13 protein-coding genes are annotated in these 17,112 nt (G+C 36.7%); 7 read left to right on the top strand and 6 right to left on the bottom strand.

The genetic code is table 11. From position 1 onward, the window contains the following. Nucleotides 1–7: 7 nt before the first annotated feature. A complete protein-coding gene (locus J2786_RS07625; protein ID WP_047429594.1) occupies nt 8–1,183 on the top strand; it encodes a sensor histidine kinase in 1,176 nt (391 codons plus the stop codon). Nucleotides 1,184–1,321: 138 nt separating this feature from the next. Here the strand turns inward: J2786_RS07625 and J2786_RS07620 are convergent, their stop codons facing one another. The 6 genes from J2786_RS07620 to J2786_RS07595 all read right to left on the bottom strand — a co-directional run bounded on the left by J2786_RS07620 (nt 1,322) and on the right by J2786_RS07595 (nt 10,720). Next, a complete protein-coding gene (locus J2786_RS07620) occupies nt 1,322–3,178 on the bottom strand; it encodes a M61 family metallopeptidase (protein WP_310024507.1) in 1,857 nt (618 codons plus the stop codon). Between the two features lie 134 nt (nt 3,179–3,312). After that, entirely contained in the window at nt 3,313–4,944 is a 1,632-nt protein-coding gene (locus J2786_RS07615) for a M1 family metallopeptidase (protein ID WP_310024505.1), read from the bottom strand. 134 nt (nt 4,945–5,078) lie between these two features. Next, nucleotides 5,079–8,039, bottom strand: coding sequence for a reprolysin-like metallopeptidase (locus tag J2786_RS07610; RefSeq protein WP_310024503.1), 2,961 nt, complete (start codon nt 8,037–8,039; stop codon nt 5,079–5,081). Nucleotides 8,040–8,268: 229 nt separating this feature from the next. Then, entirely contained in the window at nt 8,269–9,096 is an 828-nt protein-coding gene (gene tatC, locus J2786_RS07605) for a twin-arginine translocase subunit TatC (RefSeq protein ID WP_185097534.1), read from the bottom strand. Between the two features lie 67 nt (nt 9,097–9,163). Further along, a complete protein-coding gene (locus tag J2786_RS07600) occupies nt 9,164–9,691 on the bottom strand; it encodes a hypothetical protein (RefSeq protein WP_310024500.1) in 528 nt (175 codons plus the stop codon). A 69-nt stretch (nt 9,692–9,760) separates the two neighbouring features. After that, nucleotides 9,761–10,720 (bottom strand): KpsF/GutQ family sugar-phosphate isomerase, encoded by a 960-nt coding sequence (locus J2786_RS07595; RefSeq protein WP_310024499.1) that lies wholly within the window; start codon nt 10,718–10,720, stop codon nt 9,761–9,763. Nucleotides 10,721–10,878: 158 nt separating this feature from the next. Here J2786_RS07595 and recQ point away from each other — a divergent pair, with 158 nt between their 5' ends. From recQ to lpdA, 6 genes are all read left to right on the top strand, one after another. Beyond that, nucleotides 10,879–13,083: a DNA helicase RecQ gene (gene recQ, locus J2786_RS07590; RefSeq protein WP_142016677.1), complete on the top strand. Its 2,205-nt coding sequence runs from the start codon at nt 10,879–10,881 to the stop codon at nt 13,081–13,083. 1 nt (nt 13,084) lies between these two features. Continuing rightward, the gene (locus J2786_RS07585) at nt 13,085–13,639 is read left to right on the top strand and encodes a hypothetical protein (protein WP_310024497.1); all 555 of its coding nucleotides are present in this window, start codon (nt 13,085–13,087) and stop codon (nt 13,637–13,639) included. 10 nt (nt 13,640–13,649) lie between these two features. Beyond that, the gene (locus tag J2786_RS07580; RefSeq protein ID WP_047429623.1) at nt 13,650–14,732 is read left to right on the top strand and encodes a glycosyltransferase; all 1,083 of its coding nucleotides are present in this window, start codon (nt 13,650–13,652) and stop codon (nt 14,730–14,732) included. Nucleotides 14,733–14,809: 77 nt separating this feature from the next. Then, on the top strand, nt 14,810–15,154 hold the full coding sequence (locus J2786_RS07575; protein WP_047429626.1) for a hypothetical protein: 345 nt from the start codon (nt 14,810–14,812) through the stop codon (nt 15,152–15,154). Between the two features lie 35 nt (nt 15,155–15,189). Beyond that, nucleotides 15,190–15,576, top strand: a complete 387-nt coding sequence (locus J2786_RS07570) for a cupin domain-containing protein (protein ID WP_082001934.1) — start codon at nt 15,190–15,192, stop codon at nt 15,574–15,576. Between the two features lie 130 nt (nt 15,577–15,706). Continuing rightward, entirely contained in the window at nt 15,707–17,110 is a 1,404-nt protein-coding gene (gene lpdA, locus J2786_RS07565) for a dihydrolipoyl dehydrogenase (RefSeq protein WP_047429636.1), read from the top strand. Nucleotides 17,111–17,112: the final 2 nt, after the last annotated feature.

Genomic DNA, 17,112 nt, shown 5'->3' with positions numbered 1-17,112 from the left:
AATATCTTTGAGAAAATCCATACTCACCAGACTGAATAACTGGATCATTTTTGTTGTTATGACTACTTTGGTTATTGCTATTGTAGTGGCCTCAACATCGCTTATTAATTTTCTCAGAAAAGAGGAGATCAAAAGAATCAGCCTTCTTTCCAAAGCGATAAGAATACAGCAGGAAGTGAAAACTCCGGATACAGATGTTCTGGATTTGCTGCCGGATATTCTGAATATCAACAATACCATTCCGTTCATTGTAACGGATAAATACAAGAACCCGATTCTTGATCTTGGATATTATAGAAATATTCCTGAAAATACAATTAAGAATCCTGAAAAACTGCAGGATCTGATCCGGAATATGGAGAAAAATTATGATCCTATTGAAATCAAAGTACCGGATGGAAATAATCAGTTTGTATATTATGACAACTCACGTCTGCTTAATAATCTCCGGTATTCCCCCTATATTTTAGGACTGTTTATTTTACTGTATTTTGGCTTTTCTTTCTGGTTTTTCAAGACCATTAAAAAGACGGACGAAGGATATCTCTGGGCGGGGCTGGCAAAAGAAACTGCCCATCAGATCGGAACTCCGCTATCTTCGATGATTGGTTGGATGGAAATTATGAAGCTTGATAATCCTGAATCGGAAGGAGTACATGAGATAGAAAAAGATATTGAAAGACTCAGAACGATCTCAGAACGATTCTCAAAAATTGGTTCTGTCCCTGAGCTTAATGACAGAAATTTCAATAAAACCATTCAGGAGAATTATGATTATTTAAAAACAAGAATCTCCAGAAAGGTCAATTTTACACTCAATCTTCCTACATATACCGTTCTTGTTCCCCACAATAAAATTCTGATGAGCTGGGTAATTGAAAATCTGGTGAAAAATGCCGTGGATGCAATGAAAGGAGAAGGAGCAATCACCATGTCTGTTTTTGAAAGGAATAAAAATATTTTAATTGAAGTAAAGGACAACGGAAGCGGAATGACAAAACAGCAGGCCAGAAATGCTTTTAATCCGGGATATTCTACCAAAAAAAGAGGCTGGGGACTGGGACTGTCTTTGGCAAGAAGAGTGATTCATGAATATCACAATGGAGATATCAAGATTTCTCAGACGGAAATAGGAAAGGGGAGCACCTTTAGAATAACGATTAAAAAAGAGGAAGTTCTTTAATTATACTTTTATAAATAAAAAAACCTAACAGGTTTTCAAAACCTGTTAGGTTTGTACCACATAATCTTAGGTTTGTATCAAATAATAAAATCAACCTTAGAAAAATAAAAAGCGGGGAAAATTTCCCCGCTTTTCTCTTTATTTTTTACCCGTAAGCCACTGAGTCTGTAGTTTCAGTTCTTCCGGAGTTGGATTCGCCTTAAATACAGGTGTTTCCATAGTCATTTTGTCCAGAATTGCTTTTCCTTTCAATGTCATTTTCTCTTTTTTACCGGCATTGTCTCTTAAAATAGTTACCGTAACTTCCTGTCCGTCTTTGATAGTTCTGGTATATCCGATAAAATCCTGTACTTTTTTGATATCTACTGTTCTGCCATCTAAAGCAAGCACCTGGTCTGTGATTTTAAATCCGATACTTTTTGCAAATGGAGACAGTGCAGAATGATCGTCAAAAGCGAAAGCATTGGTCTTTTCATCAAAACCTGTCTGGTTCGGATCTTTGATAAACCAGAATAAAGGATGGCTCTCCTGCTTTTTAATATCTACTCCTACCATGTTCAGGTATTGAGCATAAGGTGTTGGCTGGTTTCCTGCAATATATTTGTTATAGAAGTCTTTTACCTGAGGATATCCGGTTACCGTTACCAGTTCGTCAATCAGTTTATCATCTTTGAAAGGTTTGTTTTCTCCGAATCTTTGAGACAGTTTTCTGATCATATCACGGTATCCCATTTCTCCGTTAGACAGTTTTCTAAGCTCGATGTCTAAACACATTGCTAAAAGAGCTCCTTTTTCATATACATTTCTGTACTGATCTTTATATGGCTCTACCAATACATTCTTACTCATTACCGTAAATGGCATCGTATCATCATAGCTCTTGGAGTTGGCAATCTTTTCACCGATTCTTTCAAGGAACTGATCTTTATTGATCAACCCTTCCTGAATCTGGAATAAATTGGCAAAGTATTCTGTTCCACCTTCGTACATCCATAAATGCTGAGACATTTTCGGATCTGCATAATCGAAATAGTGAATTTCTTCAGAGTGGGTCTTCAGAGGGTTTACAGTATGGAAAAATTCGTGGGAAACCACATCTGTAATGGTATTGTCAATAGCATCTTTCGGCATTCCTTCAGGAAGTACCACACTTGTAGATTCGTGGTGTTCCAAGGCTCCGAATCCCTTTACATTAGGTCCGTCACCACCGGAAAGATAAAGCATGATAGCATATTTCTTATTGGTGTTCATATCCCCAAGGAATTTCTTTTGGGCAACAACCATTTTTTCAAGATTTTCTTTAAAATCTGCTGCTTTGTATTTTCCTGTAGGAGAATATACACCCAGTACAAGATCCATTCCTCCGGCATTGAAGGTAATGTAATCAGGTTTTGTGTACATTAATGGAGAATCTGTCACCTTAGCATAGTTAGCCAAAGTAAAGGTATCTGTAGATTCAGATTTATCCTGGTCTACCAACGCTGTTGTTCCATAGAAATCAGTTGGTTTCTGAACAACAAGCTGATAAGGAACATCCTGCATGTTCTCAATATATCCTATAAATCCATGAGTATTAATCATGTATACTTTTCCTGCTTCAATATCAGTTCCTGAAGGAGAAAATACAGCTTTATGCTTTGATGTATCTAATTCATCATCGAAACTGTCATTGACAAGATATGAGATTTTGGAAAGTGCCTGAGCATTTTTCAAAGAATAGGTATTGTCGTTTACTTTAGTATAAGTAAGTTCTTTTCCTTTATTATCGTAAAATTTGATTCCTTCGATAAATCTTCCATAGTCGTCTACAGAATAAGTACCGGGAACTGTTTTTGGGAAATGGAATTTAATATCTCCGGATTTCATTTTCGGAAATTCCATGGTAACGGCTACTTTATCATCTTTTACATTGACAAGATCAATGGTGGTTTTTATAGACTGAGCATTTGCTAAAAAAGCAGCAAAAATACCAAGGCTAAGTACTGTTTTTCTCATTAGGTTTAAATTAATAGTTAAATAGTTGCTTTTTTTCTGAGTTTGTTACGAAGAAAGTATTAAACTTTTCTTAAAATTTTAGGGTCAAAAAGCAAAAAGGCAAATCTGCTGGTGTGCGAATCTGCCTTTTCTCTTTATTTAATATTCTTGTAATTAATATAATAATTAGGGTTTAATTCAACAGGAGTATTTTTTTTAAGCTTTACGGTCTGCCATTCTTCTGTTGGGTTTATAGTTTGATCACCATCAATGATTATAGGTAATTTAATGTTTTTTACCACATCAGTATAACGGAATTTTAAAGTGTCACCATCTTGAGCATACTCAAGGGTTGGGATTTTTATTGTTCTCAGGTACTGATCAAACACCGTTGAAAAATCGATTCCCGATTTTGAGGAAATATAATTTTCAATCTGCTGGGTGGTAACCGTCTGATGATAAAAATCTTTATTCAAACCTCTTAAAATCTGTCTGAATTTTTCATCATTATTGATGACCTGTCTTATGGTATGAATCATGTTGGCGCCTTTCGGGTACATATCTCCGCTACCTTCATTTCTTACGCCGTACTGACCAATAATAGGAACGTCATTGTCTATCAATTTCCTGATCCCCTGAACATAGATTTCGGAAGATTTTTTGTCCATATATTTTTCCGTGAAAAGAGTCTCGGAATAGTTGGTGAAACTTTCATGGATCCACATATCAGCCTGGTCTTTTGCGGTAATATTATTGGCGAACCATTCGTGGCCGCTTTCATGAATAATAATGAAATCCCAGTTTAATCCAACTCCTGTCCCGGAAAGATCTCTTCCAAGATACCCGTTCTGATATTTGTTTCCATAGGCTACATTGCTCTGATGTTCCATACCAAGGTGAGGAGACTCTACAAGTTTATATGAATCCTCATAAAACGGGTACGGACCAAACCAGTATTCAAATGCGGAGAGCATAGGTTTTACCTGCTGAAACTGTTTTTTTGCTTTGTCCAGATTATAGTCAATGACCCAGTAATCCAGGTCCAGTTTTCCTTTTTCACCCTCAAATATATCTTTAAAGTTCACATATTTTCCTATACTCGGGATAATGGAGTAGGCGTTGATAGGGTTTTTAACTTCCCAGGTATAAGTAGTTTTATTGCCGTTTGTTTTTTTATCAGTGAGTCTGCCGTTACCTACACCTACCAGATCATTAGGCGTGATAATTTTCATAATGATTCCGTTATCAGGTTCATCGCTCCAGATATCTTTGGTAGGAAGCCATATGGAAGCTCCTATTCCCTCGTCGGCAGCAGTCATCCATGGATTTCCTTTTTCATCTGTAGTAAAAACCCATCCGCCGTCCCAGGGTGCGTTTTTAGCAATGGTGGGCTTTCCGGAATAGATCACGTTAATCGTATATTTTTCGCCTTTTTTGAATTTCTTATTCGCTGTAATGAAAATAAAGTCTCCATCCTGTTTGTAATTGGCAACAGGAAAGTTTCCTTCTACTTTATCAGCTTTCATAGGCTGCTGAAGATCTATCTGGAAAACAGGATTGGTAACATCTTTTATAATCTCAAAGCTGATTTTATTATTTCCTTTGATGCTTTTCTGTTCAAAATCCGGTTCTACGGAAAGATCATATTTCTTGACATCCCAAAAATTTCTGAATTCAGTATTGGAACCCTTTAAAGTATCCTGTTTCGTGAAAACCTTATCTTTCTCAAAGAACTGTCCAAAAGCCAGTCCCGATGCAAATAAGAGTGTGTATGACAACTTTTTCATTTGAACTTTTATTAAATCTTTTCAAAAGTATAAAATTAAATTAATAGCCCATGCCGGAAATCAAATTAAATACAGATTTTAAGAAGACATAAAAAAGCCCGGTCACTGCCGGGCTGTAAAAAACGGGTTAGGTTTTATTTTTTGATGAATTTCAGATTTGAAGTTGTTCCTTTATCTTCAATAGAAATAATATAAGCTCCTGTACTTAATTTTGATACAGAGATTTTGTTGTCATTAATCTGTCCGTTCATTACTTTCTGACCCGCCATATTCGTAATGATAAACTGAGCTTTAGATGAGATCTTGGTTACATTCAATACATCACTTGCCGGGTTAGGGTAGATCTGAATTGAGCTCTGATCTTTCATGGTCTCACTGGTAGAAAGCTGTTGTTGGATTAATACCGGATAATCCTCAACTTCACCATACTGCTGGTTGCTGCATCCGCTGCTTGGCTGGCTTTCATATCCTAATACCACTCTCATGATGACGTTTCCTCCCGTATAAGCGTCTGCCGGTACGGAGAATGTTCCTGAAACAGGTGATGTGATACTAGGTGCGCTTGTGTAGATTACCTCAGAAGAAGAGAATACTCCGTCTTTATTAAAGTCTATCCATGCAGTTACTCCATCATTATACTGAGAACTTGTCCATCCCTTGGTGATACTTACATTATTACCTGAAGAACCGGACATCAGGGTAATCAGTTTTGAAGGATCTGAAGTATAGTCTGTGTAAGGAGTATTATTACTGCTATTTGAAACTGGGCTCATTCCTGCACCGGTGACCGTAACATTGGAAATATACTCGTCAGCAGCGTTTGTTCCCGTTATTGAACATTTAGCAAATGGAGAAGTGGTAAAATTTGTTGACGCTGAATAAGAACCAACAGAAGCACTACAAACATTGGCTACCTGTACTTCATATTGGGTAGCTTCAGTAAGGCCTGAAATATTATAAGCATTTGTTGAAACAGGAACCGTAGTCCATGTTGCTGTTCCTACTTTTCTATACATTACAGAATATGTTGCTCCTACCAACGCTGTCCAGTTGACAGATGCTGAAGTTCTTGTAATACCGGTTACTGTAATCCCTGTTGGAGCAGATGTTGTACAGGCACTTGCAGAGGCAGATACCGTAGCATTTCCAACAGCGTAGAATACATTATCAATGGCGCTTACTCTTATTTTTACACTGGCACCAGTTGCCAGAGAGGAGAAAGAAAACGGCTCAGATCCGTCATTCGCTGTAGATGGAGTAATAACCGTCCACGTAGTTCCGTTGTCTGTAGTATAATCTATTTTAACATTTTGAACATTATACGGAGCATTATTGGTATTTACCACATCCCATGTAACAGCTCCCGGTGTATTATTGTAAACCGTAGTGGAAGTTACTTTGAAAGGTCCTTCATTTCCGATATCCACTTTCATCAGACTGCTTTGAGTCTGTTGTTGTGCAGCATCCGGGTTATTATCTCTCACGGTTACCTTGAAATTCATGGTTCTTGGTATGTTGGATACTGTTTCCCAATCTGCAGCACTGGTAAGAGCACCGTTAAGAACATTTGTGAATTTAGGGAAGTAACGTGTAGGCGAATTGGTAGGCATCAGAGATCTGAAATTCGCACCATTATTTCTGGTAGCACTTACGGGACCAAAAGCAGAAGTAGCCAGATCATACTGTTCCCAGGTATAGGTCATCGGATCATTTTGTGTATCTGTTGCAGAAGCTGTTAACACAAAAGCTGTTCCTTTAGGAATCATTTTATTGACCATTGGCTGAATAGAAGGAGGTGTGTTGGCTACTGCTGTAATAGTTCCACAGTCCTGAGCATTAACATAAGCTCCTACTTCCTCAATATTTTTGGTATGAAAATAAGCATCAGAATGCATCTGAACGTTATAATTGGTAATACCGGCATATCCCATAATAGAAGACCCGGATCCCGGCTCCATGTGGGCTCCATGCAAAGCGATAGACATCGTGTGTGCTGCACCGAACTGATGGCCAATCTCGTGAGCTACAAAATCGATATCATAATTATCTCCGAAAGGCTGATCCGGAGTAGAAGGGGAAGTGATTCCCGCTCCTTTGGAAGTAGCATCATTATTGCTTGCAGGATTTCTGCAGACATTTCCTACATCTCCGGCACTTCCACCACCACCTCTGTGGCCAAAGAAGTGTCCTATATCATAGGCGGCATTCCCTACACCGGCAGTATTGGTAAGCGTTTGCTGAAGCTGAAGATTCCATGCTGCGGGAGCACTATAAGTACCATTTGAATTTGTTACTACATTCGAATAAGGATCCGTAGTGGGATCTGCAAATATAAGTTGGGGAAGATCCTGTACAATCATATGGATTCCAAAATCTTTTTCAAAAACACCATTTACACGGTTCATTGTAGCATTAATACGGGCTGCCGCTCCAGGAACACCTCCGGCTAGCTGTGTATATTCACCGTTTACGGAGATGGCAATTCTATACGTTCTGTATTTTTGTTCGTTACTTTTATTAGCAATACCTAACCCTTTTAAAACATTTTTTGTTTTAAGCAGCTTATTCATTTCTTTCTTTACCTTTTCAGGCTCAGAAGTTGTACATTCAAAAGGGTCTTCGTGAGATTTGTTAGATTTGAAAAAGACTCCATATATGTCCTTTTCTTTATTGATAGGTTCTATGAATTCATATTTTCCTGTATCGGTATTGAATGTCATAGACTGAAAGTCGTTGGGTGCTGTACTGAACCGGATTTGTTTATGTGGATTATCCAGCCCGATGCCTGCATATGCTCCCAGTTCGTATCTCTCTGCCATGGATTTTTCTACCACTGGGGAACTGTACACTGAAAATCTTTCAATTCTTCCATCTGCTGTAGGGAGAGAAACAATTACAGCGTTTCCTCCTTTTCCTGCTTCAGGAGCATTCTTCAGCTGCTCTCTTAATGCAGAAAGATCAAATTTGTAGGCATATTCTACTTTTACTTCTTTTCTTATTGGCGTAACTTTCTCCGAGACCGGCTCCCAGCGTTGTGCCTGTAAACCACCCAGACTTAAAGCCAATGCACAGACGAAAATAATTTTCTTTTTCATATTTTTTGATTGATTTTTATTAAAGTTTTTAAAGATAGTTCATTTTTTTAAATCTTTAGTTGGTGATACGTTACTAATTGCTCCAAACTTTATAATTTTAGTTTAATTTTATCGTTGTTTTTAATTATATTAAGAATAAATATAATTAAGGTTAATTTTTTTAAATAAAAAAAGCGCTACCGTTCAATCAAATGGTAGCGCTTAAGCTTTTATCAGTAAAAAATACTGTTTATTTCTGTACTGCCGGAAGATTTCCGTTGCTTTTCTGTACTTTTTTATAAGTGAATGTACACATCATAATACTGAATTCGTATAAGATAAGGAGCGGGAATGCAGCCATCAGCATACTTAAAACATCTGCCGGAGTAATAATTGCAGCCACTACCATAATCAAAACGATCGCATGACGACGGTAAGTCTTCATAAATGTAGGGGTAAGAATTCCGATGGTGGTAAGGAAGTAGATCAATATCGGGAAAAGGAAAATAACACCCATACCCAAAACTACCTGTAAGAATAAAGTGGTATAATCACTTAAATCATACAGCGGAACGATAATATCTGAGATTTTAAAAATAACCCCGAAATTAACGGCGAACGGAAGAATCAGGAAATAACCACATAATACTCCGGTCATGAAAAGAATCCATACCGCATTAATAATATAAATAGAATTTTTTCTTTCTCTCGGATGTAAAGCAGGGCCTATAAAACGCCACAGTTCCCATACGATATACGGAAATGCAGCCACCATTCCTCCAAAAATTGAAACAGCCATCATTACATTGAACTGCTGATATAATCTCTGTACACGAACAGGGAAGTCCTTTGGAAGATGAATACTGTCTTCTCCCAAAATCATTCTTGAAAAATGATTAACAACTCTGAAAGTCGGGAAATCATTTCTGGTAGGCCCAAAAAAGATATGGTCCATAATCCAGTTGATATTAAAACCAACCACAAAAGCCGCAATTATGATAGCAATAATCGAACGGATCAGATGCCCTCTTAATTCTCCTATATGTCCAAGGAAGGACATGTCTTTACCATCACTCACAGAATACAATTTTTAAAGCGCAAATTTATGAAATATTTAGTTAAATGACCGATGTTGGATTCTAAAATTATCGAGGTACATATAAAGCAAAATCAAAATCCCTCTCTTTAATATTCATTTCTGTTAAAAGATCTTCTGCTGCTACATTAATTTTTTTCCATCTTTCATCATGGCTGAGATCTAATGATTCGAAATACCATTCTTCTTCATCCACTTCATCAGTAACCTTTTTAAAATCTGCTATTTTCTGTCTCAGCGATTCGCTGATGAACTTATTTCTGAATAAAGATTCTATTTCTTCGCTGTACGAAAATATGCGTAAATCATATCCGATATCTGTTAGAGACAGACAGTCTGCCACAGAATCGTATTTTTTATCATCAAAAGTACAGAAAATCAGGCATCGGACGACAAGATCAAAATAGTCCTGACTTTTTTGATCATGGTGCAGATTTCTGTCATGGTGGGAATAGTCAGGGCTAGGATCAGGTTCCAACGGATGATAATGTACTTTATTTCTTTGTGAATCCTGATAGTCAAGATATTTTTTCAAAAATATTGGGAATAGAATCAATAAATAAAGAATAATCATCATAATACCTTAAAAATATTTGATTAAAATGCTGATCCGAAGGTATAATGCCTGACCTCTTTTATTTGAACACTAGTTAATCCCTTCGTCTAACAGTTTATGCAGATCAATAATCCCGAAATACTTTCCTTTTTCCGTTACTACCAGCTGACCGATATTATTTTCTTTCAGAACTTTCATGGCTTCTTTAGCCAGCGCGTCCTTTTCAATGGTTCTGGGACGGGCAGACATAATATCTTTAGCCAAAACCTTACTGATATCTTCTCCTTTCATCAGCATTCTTCTTAAATCTCCATCTGTGATAACACCAATAATCTGGTCGTCGTTCGTTACCACTGTAATTCCATGGCTTGAAGCACTGATGGAAATAATCACATCTCTTATGGAAGAATCTTCTGTAACCTGAGGCTTTTGTGAAGATAAAAACTGCTCTACTTTAGACGTCAGATTTTTTCCTAAACTTCCTCCGGGGTGAAATTTGGCAAAATCATTGGCTTTGAAATCATTAAGCTCCATTAAAGAAACAGCTAAAGCATCTCCCAACGCCATTTGTATCGTTGTAGAACTTGTAGGTGCCAATTTATTCGGGCAGGCTTCAACGTCCACGTGGGTATCCAAAATCACTTCTGAAAACTCAGCCAGTTTACTGGTTTTATTTCCGGTCATACCAATTAAAGCAGAAGAATAATCCTTTAAATATGAAACCAGGTTGGCAATTTCGGGAGAATTTCCGGAATTTGAGATGCATAAAACAACATCCTGCTTTTGAATAACTCCAAGATCACCATGAATAGCTTCCGACGCATGTAAAAACTGAGAAGGCGTACCTGTAGAATTTAACGTAGCAACAATTTTGTTCCCCACATGGGCAGATTTTCCGATTCCTACTACAATGAGTTTCCCTTTTGCTGAGTGAATAATCTCTACGGCCTGTGCAAATTGGTCATCAATTCTGTTTTTTAATTTTTCCAGTTCAGAAATTTCTATTTCTAAAGTGCTTTTGGCAATTGATATAATGTTGGTTCTATCCATTTTATGAAGATAAGGTATACAAAAAAGTTCCTAAAAAACGTTATATTTTAAAAAGAATATTTAATATAAATTTTATTTTTTATAAATTCGTTCGCTTTTATTTTAAGCAGAATTTTTATAACTTTGGGTGTGATGCAAATTTAGCAATAGAAAATTAGATGAGCGCAAAAAAAGCCAATTTATCAGGCGAATTGAAAAAGTATTTTGGGTTTTCTACATTTAAGGGCCAGCAGGAACAAATTATAGATAACCTATTGAATGGGAAGGATATATTTGTTTTAATGCCTACAGGTGGCGGAAAATCATTATGTTACCAGCTTCCGGCTCTTATTTCGGAAGGAACAGCAATAGTAGTTTCGCCCTTAATAGCGTTGATGAAAAATCAGGTAGATGCAGTGAATGGGCTTTCATCAGATGATGGAGTAGCACACGTACTGAATTCATCATTAAACAAAACGCAGACCAAGCAGGTTTTTGACGATATCAAAAGCGGCAAAACCAAACTTCTGTATGTAGCTCCTGAATCATTAATTAAAGATGATTACCTGGATTTTTTGAAAGAAGTGAAAATTTCTTTCTTTGCTATCGACGAGGCTCACTGTATTTCAGAGTGGGGGCATGATTTCAGACCCGAATACAGGAATCTGAAACAGATTATTGACAAAATCGCCAATGTACCGGTGATTGCTTTAACGGCTACTGCAACTCCTAAGGTTCAGGATGATATCCAGAAAACTTTAGGAATGACCAATGCATTGGTGTTTAAAGAAAGCTTCAACCGTCCTAATCTATATTATGAAGTATGTCCTAAAATCAATGTAGATAAGGAAATTGTAAAATTTATCAATCAGCATAAAGGAAAATCCGGAATTGTTTACTGCCTGAGCCGTAGAAAAGTTGAAGAATTTGCTCAGCTTCTGCAGGTGAATGGAATCAACGCACTTCCTTATCATGCCGGTCTTGACCAAAAAGTGAGAGTCGCAAATCAGGATAAATTCCTGATGGAGGAAGTAGATGTCATTGTAGCCACTATTGCCTTTGGGATGGGAATTGATAAACCGGATGTACGTTTTGTTATTCATTACGACTTCCCGAAATCTTTGGAAAGCTACTACCAGGAAACCGGTAGAGCAGGAAGAGATGGGGGTGAAGGCCATTGTCTGGCATTCTATGATCCGAAAGATATTGAAAAACTGGAGAAGTTTCTTGCTCAAAAACCTGTTTCAGAAAGAGAAATCGGATTACAGCTTCTGAATGAAGTGGTAGGATATGCTGAAACTTCAATGAGCAGAAGACAATACATTCTATACTATTTTGGGGAAAGTTTCGATCCGGTAAACGGAAACGGAGCAAAAATGTGTGATAACTCATCCAATCCGCCAAAATTGAAGGATGCAACGGCTGATTTAAAAAAGTCTTTGGAACTGATTAATGATACCGGAGAAAAATTCAAATCAAAAGATCTGATATCCGTTATTGTAGGAAAAGAAAACGCAGTTACAAAATCGTATAAACTTGAACAAAGTGCTCATTTCGGTTTTGGAAAAGATGAAAAAGATAACTACTGGAAAACAATTTTGAGACAGGCGACTGTTCAGAATTTTTTACAAAAAGATATTGAAACCTACGGGGTTTTAAAAATTACAGAGAAAGGAAAAAGTGTCCTGAATGGTAAATCTAAAGATGTTTTTTTAATTGCTGAAGACAGAGAATTTGATCTTACCCAGGCAAAAGCGGAGAGCGACCAGGTACAGCAGCAGGCTGGAGGAGGATTAGATCAGAACCTTTTTAACCTGTTGAAAGAACTGAGAAAGAAAGTAGCCAAAAAGCACGGTATTCCACCATACACAGTGTTTATGGATCCAAGTTTGGAGGACATGACCGTTCAGTATCCTATTACGGTAGATGAAATTACCAAAATTTACGGTGTAGGGGAAGGAAAAGCTAAAAAATACGGTAAAGAATTCGCAGACTACATCAAAACGTACGTTGAAGAGAACAATATCGAACGTACTCAGGATATGGTACTGAAACAGGTGGCCAATAAATCAAGCCATAAAGTTTTCATTATCCAGAGCACTGATAAAAAAATTGATCTTGAAGATATTGCAAGAGCTAAAAACCTTTCTATGGATGAACTTTTGAAAGAAATGGAAAGGATTGTCTATCAGGGAACAAAGCTAAATATTGATTACTATATTGAAGACAATTTTGATGAAGACATCGTAGACGGATTCATGGAATTCATGAACGAATCTGAGAGCGACAGTATGAAAGTTTTGCTGGATGAGTTCGGGGATGAATTATCTGATGAAGAAGTGAGAATGTTGAGAATTAAATTTATCAGTGACGTAGCTAACTAAAATGATTTTAAACAATAACGAAATAATTAAAAAAGAAATTCTTCCTAAGAAGAGTTTCTTTTTTAATATGACAGAAAAGTTGAGAACAGCTTTTTCTGTATTCTACCTTGCAATTGGCGTGTTTTTTATTACGAGTAGCTTAAATTCCAGTTTTTGGCTCTTTTCAATAATAGGGATTGGGGTTTTTTGTAATGCTTTATACGTTACTTTTTTCAGATGGATTGTAAAGTATTGGAAACTGAAAAATAACTATTATGTAATTACAAACCAAAGGATAGCTATCGTTGAAAAGGGAAGCGGGAAGGTTCTAAAATATAAAAATCTGAATGAAATAAAGGAGGTAAATGCTGAAATGAATACCCATCATTTTGGGGATATCATTTTTGGAGAACCCGAAAGTTTTTTTGGTAAAGATGATGGGAGTTTTTCTTTTTTTAGAAGAAGAGGAGTCAATTATACTGAAGATAAATATGCCTTTCTAAGTATTGAAAACATTAACGAAATTATACCTTTATTTAACGAAATGGGCTTAAAGGTTAACAAAACTTTTTACTAACTTTACATTGATGAAAAAAATATCTGTCATATTTATTCTGCCGGACTTAGAAACCGGGGGAGCAGAAAGGATTGTTACAACTATAGCGAATCATCTTTCCAGGGATCGGTTTGAGCCCAAGATTTTGCTGTTACGTAAACAAGGCGGATATTTGAATTTTCTGAAAAAAGATGTCGAAATTATCGATATCAATACCGAAAGAATAAGACATTCATTAAAACCTATTTTAGGAGAAATCTACAGAAGAAAACCTGATATTGTATTCTCTGGTTTTGGTGAAGTAAATGCTTATTTATCTCTGTTTATAAAACTTTTTCCAAGAACAAAATTCATTGCGAGGGAAACTAATGTTGTAACACAGCATGTAACCCGCAAAGAGATTAAATTTTTCTACAATTTTTACAATAACTATCAGAGAATCATTGCTCAGAGCGATGATATGATGAAAGATCTTGTTGATAATTTTAATATTAAAAAGAAAAAAATTGTCAAGATCAATAATCCTGTGGACTTTGATTTTATTGAAGATAAAATGGCCATTTCCTTAAAACCGGAATGCTTCAAATACAATTATAAGAATGTAGTGGCTATTGGTAATTTATCTTCCAGAAAAGGATTTGATAACCTGCTGAAGGTTTTTTCAAGGCTGAAAAATGAAAATATCATGCTTCACATTTTAGGAGACGGAAAAGATAAAGATCTTTTACTTCAAACTAAAGAACTCTTAGGATTAAAAAAAGTGATCTTCCATGGCAGACAGGAAAATCCTTACCAATACCTGAAATATGCAGATCTATTTGTGCTTTCTTCACGGTATGAAGGCTTTCCCAATGTTCTTCTGGAAGCAGGCGCATGCGGAACTTATTCCTTAGTTAATAACTGTCCCGGAGGAATCAATGAGATCATTCAGCACAATATAAACGGTGAAATTGCCAATATTGAAAACTATGATGATTTTGCCCAGCAGATTGTAAATGTACTGCAGAGCAACTATAACAGAGATGCTATAAAAAACTCTATTAAATCAAGGTTCTCAAAGAATATTATTCTGGATAAATATGAGAAAGTTCTGCTTGACCTGATCAAACCATGATGACTCCATTTGCTTTATAGGCTGTTAATTTCTTACTTTTGGAATTATAAATTTTATCTGAAAACCAATTTTCATTTATGAATAAAATCCAAAAATTAGGATGTGCTTGTGAGAAGCCGGACTTCCATTATACAGAATTCAGAAGTTCAGAATTAGGCATAGATCACACCAACGGAAGATATGGAGAAGTATCCATTCAACAGTGCAAATTGTGCCAGAGAATATGGATTCATTATCTTGTGGAATATGAGCATTACTCCAAATCGGGAAGATGGTATAAAGGAATTGTTTCGAAAAAAGACCGTCCTCACATCACTCCGGAAAATGCAGTAGAATATCTGGAAAGCCTGGAATGGTATGTGTATGGAGGTTCATTTTTTGAAAGTACAGGTACATTTGGACAAGGAAAATTGAATGTATAATAAGGTATTCCAGGTAACCAATTAAATACCAATCTATGAAGCCATTGATAATTACCGTTTTAATGATGAATTGTTTTGCTGTAACAGCTCAGCAGAAGGCCATCTCCAGAAAAGAGTTATTAAAAACGGCTCTTGATCAGAAAGTAAAATCTACAGAGATTCAGGAAATAACAATGGCTGCAGGACAAGGAGCTCCCGAACATCTGCATCCCTGTCCCGTTTTGGGAATCATCAATTCCGGTGAAGCTGTTTTCCAGATAGAGGGAAAAGAAAAAGTAGTACTTCATGAGGGAGATGCTTTTTATGAGCCTAAAAATGTAAAAATCCTTCATTTTGATAATGCATCAGCTGAAAAACCTCTTGTCTTTACAGCAATTTATCTGAAAGAAGGTAATGAAGAAAATATAAAATTCATAAAATAATACTTTTCATTAAACTGGAGCATATAATTACCATTTTTAAAATTGATAAAACTCACTTTGGTGCTTGGTAATTTATATGTAAATTTGTGAGAATTAAGATAGATAATAATAAACAAATTCATAGAATAACATGAGTCAATTCGATGTTACCGTAATAGGTTCTGGTCCCGGTGGTTATGTTGCTGCTATCCGTGCAGCACAATTAGGTTTCAAAACAGCAATTATTGAAAAATACTCAACTTTAGGCGGAACTTGTCTTAACGTTGGATGTATTCCGTCAAAAGCGCTTCTTGACAGCTCTGAGCATTTCGAAAATGCAAAACACAATTTTGCAGGTCACGGAATTATCATCAATGAGCCGCAAGCGGATATCGCAAGAATGATCGAGCGTAAAAACGAAGTGATCAAGCAGAATACAGACGGAATCAGCTATCTGATGAACAAAAATCAGATTACTGTTTTTGAAGGAGTAGGAAGCTTCGAATCTGCTACTCAGATTAAAGTGACAAAAAATGACGGTTCTTCTGAAACCATCGAGTCTAAATATACAATCATTGCAACAGGTTCTAAACCATCTACATTGCCTTTCATCTCTCTAGACAAAGAAAGAGTGATTACTTCTACGGAAGCTTTAAACCTTAAAGAAATCCCTAAACACCTGGTAGTAATCGGAGGTGGAGTTATTGGTCTTGAGCTAGGTTCTGTTTACCTAAGATTAGGAGCTCAGGTAACGGTTGTTGAATTTATGGATAAAATCATCCCTGGAATGGATGGTGCTTTAAGCAAAGAATTGACTAAAGTTCTTAAAAAACAAGGAATGAAGTTTATGCTTTCTACTGCAGTTTCTGCGGTTGAAAGAAACGGAGATACTGTAAAGATTACGGCTAAAGATAAAAAAGGAGAAGAAGTAGTAGTAGAAGGAGATTACTGTTTAGTTTCTGTAGGTAGAAAACCTTACACAGACGGTCTTGGCCTTGAAAAAGCAGGTGTAGAGCTTGACGAAAGAGGAAGAGTAAAAGTAAATGACCACTTACAGACTAATGTTGCTAATATCTACGCGATCGGTGACGTTATCAAAGGGGCTATGCTGGCTCACAAAGCTGAAGAAGAAGGAGTTTTCGTTGCTGAAACATTAGCTGGACAAAAACCTCACATCAACTATAACCTGATTCCTGGTGTTGTGTATACATGGCCGGAAGTGGCAGGAGTAGGTAAAACTGAAGAACAGTTGAAAGAAGAAGGTGTAGCTTACAAAGTAGGATCTTTTCCAATGAGAGCTTTAGGTAGAAGCCGTGCAAGTGGTGATATCGACGGTCTTGTGAAGATTATTGCAGACGAAAAAACGGATGAGGTTTTAGGGATGCACATCGTAGGAGCAAGAGCTGCTGATCTTATTGCGGAAGGAGTAATTGCTATGGAATTCCGTGCAAGTGCTGAAGATATCGCAAGAAGTTCCCACGCTCACCCAACCTATGCAGAAGCTATTAAAGAAGCTGCATTGGATGCTACAGCAAAAAGACCTATTCATATGTAATG

It is taken from the genome of Chryseobacterium vietnamense, assembly GCF_031454475.1.
In the GTDB taxonomy this organism is placed as follows: domain Bacteria; phylum Bacteroidota; class Bacteroidia; order Flavobacteriales; family Weeksellaceae; genus Chryseobacterium; species Chryseobacterium vietnamense.
This window is presented reverse-complemented; position numbering and strand designations above follow the sequence as displayed.